Below are 15,881 nucleotides of genomic sequence, written 5' to 3'. Positions count from 1 at the left end.
GAAGGGCGACCCTAGCTTGGAAAGGCGATACGCGTGGCTGCGAGGTCAACTGGCTCGACCCGGGTCGCGGCACGTGCCTCTGCCTCGGCAGCGAACCTGTTGAAGGCATCGAAGGTATCGCCGAATTCATCGTTGCGCTTGTGTGTCAGCCGGACCGAAAAATCCCCTTTCGAAGCTTCCTCCAAGGCCCGTCGCAAGCGCCGCAGCGGTCGGGCGACCAGGACACCGCTGAGGTATCCCACCACCAGAACCAGCGCCATAATGAGGCTGGACAACACCATCATCAGCGTTCGCGATGTTGCAATTGCCTGATCGAGTGGGCTGCGATCGAGCACCAGATCTACCATCCCGAACCGGACATTTGCGTAATTGATGGGCCGCACAAAACGCATGCCCTCGCTCGCCGTTTCCGCTTTGGATGGAGCGCGATAGGCCGTGCCGATCAGCGCCGCATTGGTGGCCGCACGGATCGTCCCGCCATTATCTGCAATGATGATCCGGCGGACATCTTCGGCGTCAGAAGCTGTGACGACAAACGCCTGCAATGCCGTCCAGTTCTGCTCTGCAGCAGGCAACCCGGCGTTGTCGACCACCGTGACGGCGGCGTTGTCGGTGACGAAGGCAGCGATGCTGGCGCCCGATGCCGCAGCCATACGCTCAAACAGTTGGGTTTCGCGCTCCGATATGAAATACACCGAAGCTGCCAAGGCCATCGCCGTGACGCTGACTAGGGCGACAGGCAATGCGAACCGCATTGATCGGCCCCGGCGCTCGGACCCTTCATCGCGTTCTGCAGCCAGTTCCCGGTCGATCGCGGCGACCAGCGAAACGCCATCGGCAAACCGGTTTTCCGGCTTCTTGGCCAGCAAACGGTCAATAATCGCGCGCAAGCCCGCCGGACAGTCGGCAGAAACCTCTCCAATCGGGGCGACCTTTTCCTGCGCGATTTGAATCGCGAGGGTTGCCAGACTGCCACCGGGAAAAGCGATCTTGCCGGTTACCATTTCATAAAGGACCACGCCGAGCGAAAACAGGTCAGACCGGTGATCGACTGGCAGTCCGAGCGCCTGTTCGGGGCTCATATAGCGGGGGGTTCCGAGCAGTTGGCCCATTTGCGTGCGGGCAAGGCTGGCAGGATCGACCTCGCCAACGCGTGCGACCCCGAAGTCGAGCAGCTTTGCAGTCTGGCCATCTGAGCAGACCATGATGTTGGAAGGCTTTACATCGCGATGAACGATGCCGGCGCGATGCGCATAAGCCAGCGCATCGGCGAGCTGACGAGCAAGCAACAACACCCGTTCGGACGGCAATCGCCCCTGCCTTTGCAGCAGCGTGTCCAGCGGCTCGCCATCGATCAATTCCATTGCAATGTAGGCTGCCCCGCCGACATCGCCCACGTCATAGATAGTCGCGATATGTGGATGGCTGAGCGCGCCGGCTGCGCGGGCTTCGCGCAGGAACCGCGCGCCAAGCTGCGCATCGCGTGTGTATTCAGGCTTAAGCACCTTGATAGCGACGGTGCGGCCGATTTCGGGATCTTGTGCGCGGTACACATCGGCCATCGCGCCCTGACCGATCAGGGCCTGAATACGGTAGCGTCCGAGCTGGTCGAAGCTGTACTCGCCGCCATTTAAATCCGCGTGCGCCGGGCGACTGGGTTGGTTCTGCAGCATCACTCAGTTCCGGGCCCGGACGGTTGCTGCAATGCGTTTGGCGCGCGCAAGGTCCCGGTTGATGGCAGCGTTGCCGGGATCGAGAGCGGCGGCACGGCCAAGCTGGGACATCGCCTGGCTCAAGCGACCCTGGTTCAGCGCGGCGAGACCTGCAGCGTGCGCGCGCTTGGCTGCGGCAGGGTCGGTTCGGACGCCAGCGGGCGCCTTGGCCTTGACCGGTGTGCGTGCGGTGGCCGGGGCCTGCGTCGGCGCGCGGGTTGTCGAAGGCTGGACGGTGCGCGGCGGCGGCGCTGCTCGCGGCGGCTGGCCAGGAATTTGCAGAACCGTCCCTGCGGTGACGAGGTGGGGATTGTCGATGTTGTTGTACCGGGCCAGCTGATAGGCTTTCAGTCGGTTGCCGAGAAATTGCTCGGCAATGCTCGTCATCGTGTCGTCGTTCTGGACGACGTAAGGAAAGTTGACGGGGCCCATATCTTCACGCGCATTGCCGATGATCGACTGCCTCAGCATCATGAGCGCCGGATTGCCGGGATCGCGGTTCAGCGCCTTGTCCAGACGCTTACTCGCTTCTTTGCGCTTGCCGATGTAAAGAAGATTGGCGATCGCATCGACGTCGCCCGTAGCGGTTGCGGTAGCGTTGGTCCCGGCCATCTGCACCGGCGCCTTGCCCGAACAGGCGGCCAAAAGCACCGCGGCGATTACGGCAACACAGTAACGCGACGTCATAGAGAAAGCCTTTCAAGCGGCATTGGCGCCACTGGGTGGGCGAGGTCATGTCCCCGCCCCGAATCGCGAACGAACGCTACAAAGTCGGCCGACGAAAGCGGCCGGGAGAAATGATAGCCTTGGTAATAGCGGCAACCGCGGGCCCGCAGCCACGCATACTCGGCAGCGGTCTCGACACCTTCGGCAAGGATATTGATGCCGAGCCCGCGTCCAAGAGCCAGCAGAGCATTGCAGATCGCCTGGCTGTCCCGCCGCTGATCGACAGCGGTCACGAAGCTACGGTCGATCTTCAGCTTGGCGAACCGCAGCGCCCGAAGCGCGCTAAGACTGGAATAGCCCGTACCAAAATCGTCGATGGCAACCGCAACGCCCATCGAACGCAATGCGCGGCAGAAGCGCGCGGCACGGTCGCCGTCAGCCAGGGCGACACTTTCGGTCAATTCGATTTCCAGCGCATCAGGCGCCAGGCCATGGCGCACCAACGTACGCTCTATCATCGAAGGGAGCGCCTCGACTTCGAGGTCTTTCCCGGAAAGATTGACCGCTACCCGCATGTCCATGCAGCCCGAAGCGCGCCATTCACGCGCTTCACGCAGCGCATAGTTCAGCGCCCAGAGGCTGAACTCCTGCGTGATCCCTGCAGCTTCTATCACTGGAATGAACCGCGATGGCGGAATATTGCCGTGTACGGGATGGGTCCAGCGGATCAGCGCCTCGGCGCCGCAAACGCGGCCTATTTCCGCATCGAACAACGGCTGGAACGCCATATGAAGCTCGCCGCGGACAATCGCTTGCCGCAGATCCTGTTCGAGATCGAACTGCTCTTTGGTATGTGCGGCCAGCGTGGCATCGACGAGGACATTCTCATGATGGCCCTCGGTCGCAACGGCGAACGCCGAAAGCGCGGCCGAAACCGCGGCCTGCGGCGTTCGTTGGCCTGCCTCGAAGCGCGTGCTTCTGAGTGCAATCCCCGGCAGGATTTCGCAATTCTCCTCGACCAGCCGATTGCTCAAGGCGTACAGCATCGCTCTTGCTTCGGCTTCCGCGGATGCCTCGCTCGCTTCAGGTCCGAGCCAGACGGCAAAATGCGCGCGGTCGATTTGTGCAATCATCCGTGAGGCTGCGAGCATCGCGCGAAGGCGTGCAACGATCAGCAGCAACACGCGTTCGCCAAGAGCCGGATCGAAAGTGCACAGCCGGTCATAATCACGGCAGGTCAGCACGATGAGCGTGCCGGTGGTGTCCGCGGCCATTTTTTCGAACAGGATTTCGCGGGTGGGTAGACCGGTGATCGAATGAATGCGAAGATCGCGGCTATCTTCATTTGCGGTGCGGGCGACGAGCGCGCTAATTGTGTTTGCGGCGCGCGTACTCAGCGGGCCGTGGGTTGCAATGCCGATTTCAGCCTCTGCTGCCGCGACTTGCTGTGCAAGATCGCGGCGCAAGCGCCACGCAGTCCACCCCATAGCAACGCTTGCTAACGCAACACATCCAAGCAGTATGGCCGTTAGCCAAATCACCGCGGCCACCCCTGAAAGAGGATGCGAATCGCTAGATGGTCAAGGCGTGAATATGCCGGTTGCATCCATATTGGATAGAATGAGAGGTGTTTATGGAGACTTACCTTGCGCAACGGTTCGTCTCAAATCTCGGCCACGATGGTTTGCGCGTTCTGACCGCGCTAGCAATGCAGGCGCTTGTCCCTGTTGGGTTCGTGGTGGTTCCGGAAAGGGCAAACCCACCAGCGTGCGCGTGTAGCGGCGCAAAAAGCCTTCACCGTAACCGACATGTATCCGCCGATGGGAGACACACCTATTCCCTTACCGGGTAGCGGTAAGATCTGCGCAGAAACACCGCGTCCAGGCTTGCACATTGTCATCGCGAATCGTTGCGATCATCGCCTCATAGCGTGCCTTGCGTTCGTCCAACGGCATATCAAGCGCCTGCAGGATGGCATCGGAGATGTCGTCGGGACTGTAGGGGTTGACCAATACTGCCCCCGTCCCGTCCAATCCAAGCTGTTCGGCCGCCCCGGCAAAGCGCGATAGGATCAGCACACCCGGATCATTGGGGTCTTGCGCCGCGACATATTCCTTGGCGACCAGGTTCATGCCGTCGCGTAGCGGCGTCACAAGGCCGATTTTCGAGCCGCGGAAAAAGCCGAAGAGTTCGGCATGAGAATAGCCGCGATTGACATAGCGGATCGGCACCACATCAACTTCGCTGCGCGCCCCATTGATCTGCCCGGTCTTCTGCTCAAGCATCATCCGGATGTCCTGATAGCTCTTCACATCCTCGCGGCTGGGCGGCGCAATCTGGATAAATACAAGGTCGCGCACACGCTCAGGGTGCTGGTCGAAGAACCGGCCGATACCATCGATCCGCTCGGGCAGACCCTTGGAATAGTCAAGCCGGTCGACCCCGATCATCGCGGTGCGTTCACGGGTCGATGACAGCAGTCGCTGGTGGGCGTTGCGTGATTCGCCCCTATTGCCCTGCGCCTGGAAATGATCCCAGTCGATACCGATGGGATAGGTCCGGGCGATCACTGAACGACCTTCGAAGCTGATCGTGCCGGCTTCCTCGTCGACCTCGGCGTTCAATTCCTTGCTGCAATAGTGCAGGAAGCTGCCGCGCCATTCGTCAGTTTGAAAACCGATCAGGTCATATTCGAGCAACGTGCGCACCAGTCGTTCATGGAACGGCAGCGACACGAAAAGCCGGGTAGGCGGCCAGGGGATATGGAGGAAAAAGCCAATCCGGTTGTTGACCCCTTGGGCGCGAAGCCGTTCGCCCAAAGGGATCAGGTGGTAATCGTGCACCCACACCAGATCATCGGGCTCGATCAGCGGCGCCACCGCATCGGCAAACCGCTGATTGACCCGTTCGTATCCGCGGCCCGTTTCACGCTCGTATTCGGTCAGATCAAGGCGATAATGAAACAGCGGCCACAATGTCGAATTGGCGTAACCGTTGTAATATTCCTCAACGTCGCGGGCGGGCAGGTCGATCGTCGCGGTGGTGACACCCTCGTGACGTTGCAAATTGATGCTGCCGGCAGGATCCTCGCTTTCCTGGCCCGACCATCCGAACCAGATCCCGCCGTTGTCTTTAAGCGCAGAATTGAGCGCGCCGGCCAGCCCTCCCTGGGCACCGGCCGCACCCCGCGCCTTGGGCACGGCAACGCGGTTCGATATGATGATCAGGCGGGTTATCGGACATCACTCCATGGCTTGGACAGTAATCCGGCGCAGTTGATGACACCGACTAGCGAATAGGTCTGCGGAAAGTTCCCCCACAATTCATCATCATTGTAGTCGAGGTCTTCGCTGAGCAGACCAGAACGGGTGGTATGGCTGAGCATGGTTTCAAACAGCCGGCGTGCTTCATCACTGCGTCCGACAAGATGCAACGCCTCGATTAGCCAGAACGTGCAGACATTGAACGCTGTCTCGGGCGCGCCGAAATCATCTTCGGCCGCGTAACGCAGCATGAAATCGCCGCGCCGCAACTGCTGCTCAACCGCAGCAAAGGTGGAAAGGAACCGGGGATTGTCAGGTGCAAGGAACCGCAGCTCCACCATCTGAAGCAGGCTGGCATCAAGGTAATCGCTTTCAAAGCTTGCTCCGTAATGTCCGCCTGCATCATCGCGGGCATCACCGTTATCAACCCATGCTTCGGCTTCGATCTTGGTGCGGATGGCATCGGCGCGTTCGCGCCAGAGGCTTGCGCGGTCTGCCTTGCCGAGCCAATCCGCTGCCATCGCCAACCGGTCGCAGGCGGCCCAGCTCATCACGGCGGAATAGGTGTGAACTTCCTGCCGGGTGCGGAATTCCCACAATCCGGCATCAGGTTGATCGTGCATCGCCCATGCCATTTCGCCAACCTGTTCAAGGCTTTCAAAGTCGCATTCATCCGCGATCCGCAGCAGTCGCTGATCGATGAATGCCTGCACGGTGGGCAGGACGATCTGGCCGTAACAATCGTGCTGAACCTGCTTGTAGGCTGCATTGCCCACTCGCACCGGCCCCATGCCCCGGTAGCCCGGAAGCGCGGGCGCCGTCGTTTCATTGAGTTCTGCCACACCCATCACCGAATAGAGCGGCTGGATCTGCCCGCCTTTAGCTCCGTCGACGATATTGCGCAGATAGGCGAGGTACTTTTCCAGCACATCAAGCGCGCCAAGACGGTTAAGCGCCTGGACTGTGTAGTAGGAATCGCGAATCCAGCAGTACCGATAATCCCAGTTGCGTTCCGAGTTTGGCGCTTCGGGAATTGACGTTGTCAGTGCCGCAACAATCGCGCCGGTTTCTTCGTGCTGACACAATTTTAGCGTGATGGCGCAGCGGATCACCTCCTGTTGCCACTGCACCGGCGTTGCCAGTCCTCGCACCCAGCGCTGCCAATAGTCGCGGGTGGCCTGTTCCATCCGGCGTACCTCCTCGCGAAGGGCGCCGGTAAAGGGTTCGTCGGGCCCGAGGAAGAAGTGCAGATCCTGTTCAACCCGGAACGTGCGCTGTTCGAGGATGTAGCCTACCGGCGCGTCGGTGCTGAGGCGCAAGGCCTGTGGGCCGATCAGATAGCGGATGTGGTTTGAACCATGCGTGGTTTCAGCTGCCATCGCGCCGTAATCGCGCATGGGACGCAAAACGACACGGATGCGCGGGCTACCGGCGACCGGGCGCACAATCCGGCTGATCGCGACAGGGCGATACATCCGGCCTTTACCTTCATGGCGGGGACAAAAATCCAGGACTTCGACCGCGCTGCCATCCTCAGCTTCTAGCCGTGTGACCAGGATCGGCGTATTGCGGATGTAGCCTTGCGTCGCGCTGACCTGCCCCACAAGCTCGAACCGCCAGATGCCATCGTCGCGGTTGTCTCCGTTCAGCAGCGAACAGAAGACAGGATCGCCATCGACACGCGGCACGCAGCTCCACACAATGGCTGCCTCGCGGTCTACGAGCGCGCTGACCTGACAATTGCCAATCGGCCAGAGTTCCAGATCAGGTGTCACAGTTCCAACCACGCAATCACGTCCTTTACCGTTCCGAGCGAATAGCGCGCCGTTTGCGAAACTCGGTCGCCCACCGCAATGCCAAAACCGCCGCGCCTTTCGCAGGCGGCAAATCCATCTTCGTCGGTCATATCGTCGCCCAGAAAGACAGGCGTGGCACCGGCGAAGGGGCTCTGACCACCCAGCAGATCGACCGCGCCACCCTTGTCAGCGCCGGGTTGCATCATCTCGACAACACATTTGCCAGTCTTGATAGCCATGGCGTGCTCTGCAGCAAGGTTTTCGGCAAACCGAAGCGCGGTGTCTTCGAAATCGGGACGAGCGCGGTAATGCAGCGCCGCGCCATGCGGTTTGTTTTCGTAAAGCAGCCCGTTGTCAGCAGCAAAGAGCCGAAGCCGCTCTGCCACCGATTCCGGCAACGGCTCTGCCACGCGCAGCGTCGCACCCAAGGGCGCGCGGACGTCAGCCCCGTGTGACCCGGCAAGATAAAGCGGCACCGGGCCAAGGAACCGCGTCAGATTGTCAACGCCGCGGCCGGAGACGATGGCAAGCCTGCCGTCAAGCCGGCACGCAAGCCGTTCCAGACGCGCGCCCAGATCGGCGGGAACTGCGATAGCGTCGGGCCCTTCAGCGATTTCGATTAACGTTCCGTCAAAATCGAGAAAAAGCGACACAGGCCCCGCGTTCTGCAGCGCAGACAGTGGAGGCGGGTCGGGCTGGCGAAGATTCAATCCCATTGGCCAGAGCATAGGGTCTATCACGGGTGGGTCAAATCGTCCCTTCGCACGTGCAGCAATCTACCGCGTTTGGGCAACTATCCAGCCGAAGCGGCCATGTGCTCGGCAACCTATCGTAGGTAGCGCCGCGGTCAATCTCCCTCGAAATCGCCGGGCGTGCCTTCATGCGGCGCTTCGTGGGTTGCCCAGTCCGCGCCGCCGGGGGGAAGGTTGGGTGCACCTGCCGGTCCTTGCCCTTCGGTTGCCTGACCTTGCCGCAACCTGTGAAGATGCACCTTGGCCATCATGTTCGCGCTGATCGGAGCCGTGACGAACAGGAAAACGGAAACCAGCAGTTCGTGCGTGGTCCAGACGCCCGCGACAAGCTGAAACCACGCCACCGATGCCACGAGCATCGCACCAAGTCCCAGAGTGGTCGCTTTGGTCGGACCGTGCAGCCGTTCCATCAGCGATGGCAAACGCACCAACCCCCAACTGCCGATGAGCGCAAAGGCGCTGCCCAGCACAATCAGTCCACTCACCAACAGTTCGGCGGCCGAGAAAGACAGGCTGGTCATTCGATCACATCCCCGCGCAGCAGGAATTTGGCATAGGCGACAGTGCCGACAAAACCGACCATGGCCAGAAGCAATGCAGCTTCGAAGGACGTACCATTGCTGCTGGCGATTCCGGTTAAAACGATGATTCCGATGACATTTATCACCATCGTATCGAGCGCCAGAATGCGATCGGCAACACCCGGTCCCTTGAACAGTCGCCACAGGTTCATGGCCAGCGCCAACGCCAATGCGCCGAACCCGAACGTGAGGGCGTATCCGATCATCGGAAGATCTCCACAAGACGCGCTTCGTAGCGTTTCTTCACCTTGGCGACCTCGGCTTCAGGATCAGGAGCGTCGAGCGCGTGAACCAGCAGATAGTTGCCGCAGGCCGAAAGATCAGCAGAAACGGTGCCCGGTGTCAGGCTGATGGTGCCGGCAAACACAGTGATTGCCTCGGCCGTTTTCAGTTCGAGCGGGATCGTCAGCCATGCAGGGCGCAGTGCATGATTGGGTTTGAACAGGATGATTGCAGCGACTTGGAAGTTGGCAACGACAATATCCCAGACAACAATGCCGACATACAGCATGGCCGGGCCGAAACGGACCGGGGGGCGTTCGGGCCACCACGGCGCGGTGAAAATCGGAACAAGCACGCCGAACACCATACCGAGGAATATGGTGCCGAATGTGAGGTCGCTGACCATCACGACCCACATTGCCACCAGCAACAGGCTAAGACCTGGATGGGGGAAAAGGCGGTTCATCATCGCGCCCCCTTCATCAACACGGCACGCGCACTTTGTGCAGGATTCAGAACCTGCAGGGCCGCAGCGTTGGTATAGGCACTCACCCAGCCAGCGCCGATAGACAAAAGAGCGAGCAGCGTGAGTGCGATAATCGGGGCCGCGAAATCAGCGCGGGTGGCTGGTACGGCCGGCAGGTCGCAATCAGCCGAGTTCCAGAACACCGCGCTGCCAACCCGTGCAAAGCCGACCACACCGATAAATGTGGTGCCGAGGATCACGCCCCACGCCCAGCCCCAGTTCTGCAGTTCGGCTACCGAATTTAGGATCAAAAGCTTGCCGATGAAACCCGAAAGCGGTGGCAACCCCGTCGCGGCGATGGCTGCGGCCATGAACAACAGCGCAACACCGCCGCGCCCGGCAAAAGCGGGTCCAGCCACCGCATTGTCGCCATAGGTGCCGCGCCGGCGCGCCGTGACATCTGCCACGAAAAACAGCGCCGCCGCTGCCAGCGTCGAATGCGCGAGGTAATAAAGACCGGCGCCCAAGCTGTCGGCGCTCCATCCGGCGACCGCTATCAACAGTGTGCCGGTTGAACCGATAACGGCATATGCGGCCTGTTCGGCCATGTTGCGGGCCACGAAGACACCGGCAAAGCCGAGCACCGCACTGATCATGGCTGCGGGTAGCAGATAGGGTGCAGGAACCCATGCCGCCGCGCCTGCGCCGTCGCCAAAGATCTGTGGCACCACCCGGATCAGGGAATAGACGCCGACCTTTGTCATGATCGCAAACAGCGCAGCCACTGCAGGGGTCGCTACCGCGTAAGTCCGCACCAGCCACAAATGCAAAGGCGCCACCGCTGCCTTCAGCGCAAACACACTGACCAGGAGCAACCCGGCAATGCGCAGCAACCCCTGATCCGCTGGCGCAATCTCAGTTACGCGCAGGCCCATATCAGCCATGTTGAGCGTGCCGGTCAGCGCATAAAGCATCCCCAAAGCGATCAGAAAAAGCGATGATCCGACTAGATTGACGACGACGTATTGCACACCGGCCTTCAACCGCGCTGGCCCTTGGCCATGCAGCATCAGGCCATAGGACGCGATCAGCAACACTTCGAAGAACACGAACAGGTTAAACAGATCGCCTGTCAGGAACGCTCCATTAAGCCCCATCAGCTGGAACTGGAACAAGGTATGGAAATGCCAACCCCTCCGATCCGATCCCGTGATGACTGCATGAAGCAGAACGATAAGAGCAAGCGAAGCGGTCAACACCAGCATCATGGCAGCAAGCCGGTCGGCTACCACGACGATCCCGAAGGGGGCTGACCATTCGCCCAGTGCATATGCGAATATTTCGCCGGAACGGACCTGTCCCAACAGTGCCAGCGCACAACCAAGCAAGGCTAGGCAGGATGCAAACGCAATGCCGACACCCAACCTCGGCTTCCGCCTGATAAGCAGTAGAATGGCGGGCGCAGCCAACGCGGGTATGGCCACCGGAAGAATGGGAAGATGATCGGCAAACGTCACGCTTGGGCTTCCTCACCGTCATCTTCGCCCGGCGTTCCCAATCCGTCTTGCGCATCACAAGGAACGGTATCGCCATCGACATGATCGCTGCCGGTCTCAAGGAAGCTGCGCAGCGCAAGGATGACAACAAAAGCGGTCATGCCGAAGGTGATCACAATCGCGGTCAACACCAAAGCCTGCGGCAGCGGGTCGGCATATGCGCTGACGGCTTTGTCCCAGATTGGCGGTCGGCCCATTACCAGCCTGCCTGATGCGAACAGAAAAAGGTTCACGGCATAAGAAAACAGCGTGAGACCTAGCACCACCTGAAAGGTGCGCGCCCGCAGCGCAAGGAAGATACCGCCCGCAACCAGCACGCCGATCGCACTTGATAAGAGGAATTCGTAGCTCATGCCCCGCCTTCATCCTGCATGTGTGCAGCGCGTGCGGCGCGCTGGGCAATATGGCTCAACTGCGCGAGCGCCAGCATGACTGCACCAAATACGGTCAGGAACACCCCTGTATCAAACAGCATCGCGCTTGCGAGTTCGAACTTGCCGATAAGCGGCAGATAGAAATAGCCAAAGGTTGAGGTCAGGAAATTGGCCCCGAAAATCACGGAACCCAACCCAGTTGCCATTGCAGTCAGCACGCCCCACCCGATCAACTGGTGTTCGCCAAACCGCTTTCGCGCATGGGACCAGTCGAAACCTGCAGCAAGGTATTGGATTAGGAAGGCAATCGCCACGACAAGCGCGGCAATAAAGCCCCCACCGGGCTGGTTATGTCCGCGCAAGAACAGATATATCCCGACGGTCAGCGTCAAAGGCAGCACAATCCGGCTGGCTGCGACCAGCATGGTCGGGTGCCGTTCGGGCGAATGGATCATGTCTTCACGCCAACCCCGAAGTCGTGAGCCTGCCTCTCCCACGGCAGTCGTTTCCAGCAGAGCGTAAATCCCAAGCCCTGCAATCCCCAACACGATGATCTCGCCCAGCGTATCGAAGGCGCGGAAATCGACGAGGATCACGTTCACCACATTGGTCCCGCCTCCGCCAGATTTCGCATTGGCCAGATGATAGGCTGCGATGCTCGGCCCCGGATCGCGCGTCAGCAGTGCCCAGGCGATTCCTCCCACCAATATTCCGCCCGCAACCGCAAGCGCGCCATCGCGCCATTTGCGCGGTGCGGACGACAAAAGCGGTGGGCGCTTGGGCAGCAGGTTCAAGGCCAGCAGCAACAGAAGGATCGTCACCACCTCGACCGATATCTGGGTCAAAGCCAGATCCGGTGCGGAAAACTGAACGAACGCAAGGCTGACCACCAAGCCGATGACGCTGACATAGATCAGCACACGCAGCCGGTTGCGCGAATCATTCACCACCGCCGCTGTGGCCGCGATCAGCAAAACCCATGCGATCACCGCGACAGGCTGGGCCGGCAATAGCGCCCGCCCGCCTGTCAGCACGCCGCCCGCCTGCGCGCCATCGATCATCAAAAGCACCACCACACCAAAGGTCGCAAGCAGCATGCGCTGCAGCGATGGGGTGTGCGTTGCGACCAAACCCTTGCGCACCCAATAGTCGGCAAAAGCAAAGGTCCGCTCGAACAGGGCCTTAGCATCGGGAAGACCGGTCCGGTCCCATACGGATTGCAGCGCCTTGTGCTGCCATAGCAGCAAAGCGCCCCCGGCGACGGCAATCAGGCTGAGGATGAGCGCAAGGTTGACCCCATGCCACAAGGCAAGATCGAATTCGGGCGTCGGCGCGCCGATCACAGCTGCCGTTACCGCGCCAACCAGCGGCCCGGCCAATAGCATCGGTGCGAGCCCCAGCAACACAGCCAACCCCGTCAAAATCGCCGGGGCGCCCCACATTCCGGCGCCAGGATCATGCGCGCGGGCATGAGGTTCCGCCTCGCGCGGGGTGCCGAAAAACAGGTGTGCGGCAAGCCGTAGCGAATAACCGACCGAAAATGTCGCGCCCAATGTGGCCAGAACGGGCAACAGCCATGGCACCCCAAGAAGCGCCAGCTTGGGCGTTTCATAGAGCATCAGTTCCTTGGAGATGAAACCGCCCAGCGGCGGAAGACCGGCCATCGAAGCGGCGGCCAAGGTGGCTATGAGCGCCGTGATTGGCATGGCTTTGGCCAGTCCGCCCAGACGGCGGATATCGCGCGTCCCTGTTTCATGCTCGACAATCCCGGCGCTCATGAACAGAGCGGCCTTGAACGCTGCGTGGTTGAGGATGTGGACCACCGCTGCCAGCGCGGCGGCCTTCAAGGAAAAGCCGAGCAGCATCACCAGCATACCCAGCTGCGAGATGGTCGAATAGGCCAGAATGCTTTTCAGATCATGCCGGAACAACGCCACCACCGCGCCGAAGATCATGGTCGTCAGGCCAACCGTCGTCACCACGAAGGTGTAAATTTCCGTCCCGGAAAGCACCGGCCATAGCCGTGCGAGCAGAAAGACACCCGCCTTAACCATCGTTGCGGAATGCAGGTAGGCACTCACCGGGGTTGGCGCTGCCATGGCGTGCGGCAGCCAGAAGTGGAACGGGAACTGTGCGGACTTGGTGAAGCAACCCAGCAGGATGAGTCCAAGCGCGACGGGATAAAGTGCAGAGCTGCGCACAATATCGCCGCGTGCCAGAATTGTCGAAAGATCGAAGGATCCGGCCACAAGACCCAATAAAACCATGCCTCCGATGAGCGCCAATCCGCCGCCGCCCGTCACCGCCAATGCCATCCGCGCACCCTGCCGCGCTTCGGGTTTGTGTTGCCAGAAACCGATCAGCAGAAACGACGCCAGGCTGGTCATTTCCCAGAACACCAGCAGCAAAAGGACGTTGCCGGCAATCACGATGCCCAGCATCGCACCCTGAAACAGCATCAGGCTGGCGAAGAACCGCCCGGTCGCTTCGCCAGCGCTCAGATAAAAATGACCGAAGATCACGACCAGCAGCCCGATGCCCAGGATCAGCCCTGCAAACATCAGCCCCAGTGGATCGACCATCAAGGATAGATCAAGCCCCAGCGACGGCACCCACAACCAGCGTGCCGATGGAACCTCTCCAGCGATCACGGGCCCGGCCAAGGTAGCAAGGAGCACAAGCCCCCCCAGGCTCGCCGCGGCAGCAACGCCCGAATGCACCGCACGCCCTGCCCGATCCAGCAGCGCAATCGCCAAAGCGGCGACAAACGGAAGCGCCAAAAGCGCCAAAAGCGTCAAGGCAGTTGCCATTGGCGGCCCCGGTAGTCCCTTATCCTACGAGTGTGCGATGCAGAAAAGCCGTGATCGGCGCCCCGGTTCCGCATAGACGACCGCCCGGCGCAAGCACAACCCAAACCCATCATCGCGATGACGCGCTCACCGGCGACATCACTCGCCCTCAAATTCCATGAGCGCGTGAACAGCGACCCCCGAGCCGCGAAGGCGCGCAGCCCCGCCGAGATCGGGCAAGTCTATGACGAACAGAGCGTGCTCCACAATGCCGCCAGCCATGCGTAACAAATCGGCGGAAGCAAGGGCCGTGCCCCCAGTTGCGATCAAATCATCGACCATAACGACCTTTTGACCGGACTGGATCGCGGTCGGGTCCATCTCAAGGCGGTCGGTCCCGTATTCGAGCGCATAGTCGATCCCGATTGTCGACATCGGCAACTTTCCCGGCTTGCGCACGGGCACAAAGCCGATGCCCAATTGCACCGCAACCGCCGCGCCGAAGATAAAGCCGCGCGCCTCCATCCCTGCGATCTTGTCTGCGCCTGCAGCCTTGGCCCGCTCGGCAAGGTGGTGCACGCTGGCCGCCATGCCCTGATGATGACCAATCAGCGTTGTGATATCGCGGAACTGGATACCGGGCTGAGGGAAGTCCGGCACGGTGCGCACCAGGCGCTTCAATTCATCCGGCGTAAGATGCGGCGAAACCATGCAATCCCCTTTCCCAGCCCTAAAAGCAGAGCGCCCCGCCATCCGCAAGGGATGACGGGGCGCCAATGCTTATCGTTCGTGCAACCGGATCAGCTCTTCTTGGGCTTCATACCCGCCCAAACCTGCTTGTACGACAGGAAGGCCAGGATGGTCGCGAACAGGAGGAACCCGAGAACGAACCAGCCGGTCTGCTTGCGCTGAACCAGTGAAGGCTCCGCCGTCCAGGTAAGGAAGGCCGCAACGTCAGCCGACATCTGCGGAATTGTCGCATTGGTGCCGTCTGCATAAGTGACCTGACCATCAACCGCGAGCGGCGGGGCCATGGCGATGTTCACGTTCGGGAAGTGCTTGTTAAAATACAACCCGACCGGCGTTTCGAAACCAACCTTGGCAGCAAGTGCCGGGTCCGGTTCACCGTAACCCGTCAGCAGATCATACACATAATTCGATCCATCGTGACGCGCTTTGGTCATCAACGAAAGGTCAGGCGGAATTGCGTTGTTGTTGGCCGCTGCAGCCGCAATGGCATTGGGGAACGGCATCGGGAAGTAATCGGTCGGCTCGCCCGGACGTGTCGTGGTTTCGCCCGTGGCCGGGTCAATGCCCGGAACGGTCCAGCTTGCCGCTTCGGCGTCAACTTCCGCTTCGGTGTAACCGAGTTCCTGAAGGTTGCGGAATGCCACAAACTTCAGGCTGTGGCAGGCCGAGCAAACTTCCTTGTAAACCTGATAACCGCGCTGAAGCTGGGCATAGTCCCACTTGCCGAACGCGCCATCGAACGAAAAGCCGTTGGCTGGGCCTTCGCCGTGCTCGTAAAATGCATAGGCGGGCTGCTTTTCGGCCGCTGGGCCGAAGGCGAAGTTATAGGCACCGGGTAGAAGCGACCAGAACACAACCACCATTGTGATGGCGAGGCCTGCGATGATGCCGCCGAGACGAATAGACATGACCGAACTCTTTCTCGTTATCGGGTCAAATTGCTGGGGGTTGCCC

Annotated in this window: 14 protein-coding genes; all 14 read right to left on the bottom strand. The window is 60.6% G+C overall.

The window, feature by feature from the left end; genetic code table 11:
- Window positions 1-11: 11 nt before the first annotated feature.
- The 14 genes from SJY33_RS13125 to SJY33_RS13060 all read right to left on the bottom strand — a co-directional run bounded on the left by SJY33_RS13125 (window position 12) and on the right by SJY33_RS13060 (window position 15,835).
- Complete coding sequence (locus SJY33_RS13125) at window positions 12-1,673, bottom strand: protein kinase (protein ID WP_379923223.1); 1,662 nt, start codon at window positions 1,671-1,673, stop codon at window positions 12-14.
- A 3-nt stretch (window positions 1,674-1,676) separates the two neighbouring features.
- Complete coding sequence (locus SJY33_RS13120) at window positions 1,677-2,399, bottom strand: LysM peptidoglycan-binding domain-containing protein (protein WP_379923222.1); 723 nt, start codon at window positions 2,397-2,399, stop codon at window positions 1,677-1,679.
- Window positions 2,396-3,865 carry a putative bifunctional diguanylate cyclase/phosphodiesterase gene (locus SJY33_RS13115; RefSeq protein ID WP_379923221.1) on the bottom strand — a complete coding sequence of 490 codons (1,470 nt, stop codon included), beginning with the start codon at window positions 3,863-3,865 and terminating at the stop codon, window positions 2,396-2,398. The genes SJY33_RS13120 and SJY33_RS13115 overlap by 4 nt, the downstream gene beginning before the upstream one ends.
- 354 nt (window positions 3,866-4,219) lie before the next feature.
- A complete protein-coding gene (locus SJY33_RS13110; RefSeq protein WP_379923593.1) occupies window positions 4,220-5,614 on the bottom strand; it encodes a trehalose-6-phosphate synthase in 1,395 nt (464 codons plus the stop codon).
- On the bottom strand, window positions 5,611-7,428 hold the full coding sequence (locus tag SJY33_RS13105) for a glycoside hydrolase family 15 protein (RefSeq protein WP_379923220.1): 1,818 nt from the start codon (window positions 7,426-7,428) through the stop codon (window positions 5,611-5,613). Before SJY33_RS13105 ends, SJY33_RS13110 begins: the two co-directional genes overlap by 4 nt.
- Window positions 7,413-8,090: a trehalose-phosphatase gene (gene otsB, locus SJY33_RS13100; RefSeq protein ID WP_379923219.1), complete on the bottom strand. Its 678-nt coding sequence runs from the start codon at window positions 8,088-8,090 to the stop codon at window positions 7,413-7,415. Before otsB ends, SJY33_RS13105 begins: the two co-directional genes overlap by 16 nt.
- Before the next feature lie 194 nt (window positions 8,091-8,284).
- Window positions 8,285-8,710: a Na+/H+ antiporter subunit G gene (locus tag SJY33_RS13095; protein ID WP_379923218.1), complete on the bottom strand. Its 426-nt coding sequence runs from the start codon at window positions 8,708-8,710 to the stop codon at window positions 8,285-8,287.
- Window positions 8,707-8,976, bottom strand: coding sequence for a K+/H+ antiporter subunit F (locus tag SJY33_RS13090; RefSeq protein WP_379923217.1), 270 nt, complete (start codon window positions 8,974-8,976; stop codon window positions 8,707-8,709). The genes SJY33_RS13095 and SJY33_RS13090 overlap by 4 nt, the downstream gene beginning before the upstream one ends.
- Entirely contained in the window at window positions 8,973-9,461 is a 489-nt protein-coding gene (locus SJY33_RS13085; protein ID WP_379923216.1) for a Na+/H+ antiporter subunit E, read from the bottom strand. Before SJY33_RS13085 ends, SJY33_RS13090 begins: the two co-directional genes overlap by 4 nt.
- Window positions 9,458-10,975, bottom strand: coding sequence for a monovalent cation/H+ antiporter subunit D (locus tag SJY33_RS13080; RefSeq protein ID WP_379923215.1), 1,518 nt, complete (start codon window positions 10,973-10,975; stop codon window positions 9,458-9,460). Before SJY33_RS13080 ends, SJY33_RS13085 begins: the two co-directional genes overlap by 4 nt.
- The gene (locus SJY33_RS13075) at window positions 10,972-11,367 is read right to left on the bottom strand and encodes a Na+/H+ antiporter subunit C (RefSeq protein WP_379923214.1); all 396 of its coding nucleotides are present in this window, start codon (window positions 11,365-11,367) and stop codon (window positions 10,972-10,974) included. The genes SJY33_RS13080 and SJY33_RS13075 overlap by 4 nt, the downstream gene beginning before the upstream one ends.
- A complete protein-coding gene (locus tag SJY33_RS13070) occupies window positions 11,364-14,198 on the bottom strand; it encodes a monovalent cation/H+ antiporter subunit A (protein WP_379923213.1) in 2,835 nt (944 codons plus the stop codon). The genes SJY33_RS13075 and SJY33_RS13070 overlap by 4 nt, the downstream gene beginning before the upstream one ends.
- Before the next feature lie 138 nt (window positions 14,199-14,336).
- Window positions 14,337-14,888 (bottom strand): adenine phosphoribosyltransferase, encoded by a 552-nt coding sequence (locus SJY33_RS13065; protein WP_379923212.1) that lies wholly within the window; start codon window positions 14,886-14,888, stop codon window positions 14,337-14,339.
- Window positions 14,889-14,977: 89 nt separating this feature from the next.
- Window positions 14,978-15,835: a cytochrome c1 gene (locus tag SJY33_RS13060; protein ID WP_379923211.1), complete on the bottom strand. Its 858-nt coding sequence runs from the start codon at window positions 15,833-15,835 to the stop codon at window positions 14,978-14,980.
- Between the last annotated feature and the right edge of the window lie 46 nt (window positions 15,836-15,881).

The sequence above is a fragment of the Erythrobacter sp. R86502 genome (genome assembly GCF_042466465.1).
Taxonomy (GTDB): Bacteria; Pseudomonadota; Alphaproteobacteria; order Sphingomonadales; family Sphingomonadaceae; genus Erythrobacter.
This window is presented reverse-complemented; position numbering and strand designations above follow the sequence as displayed.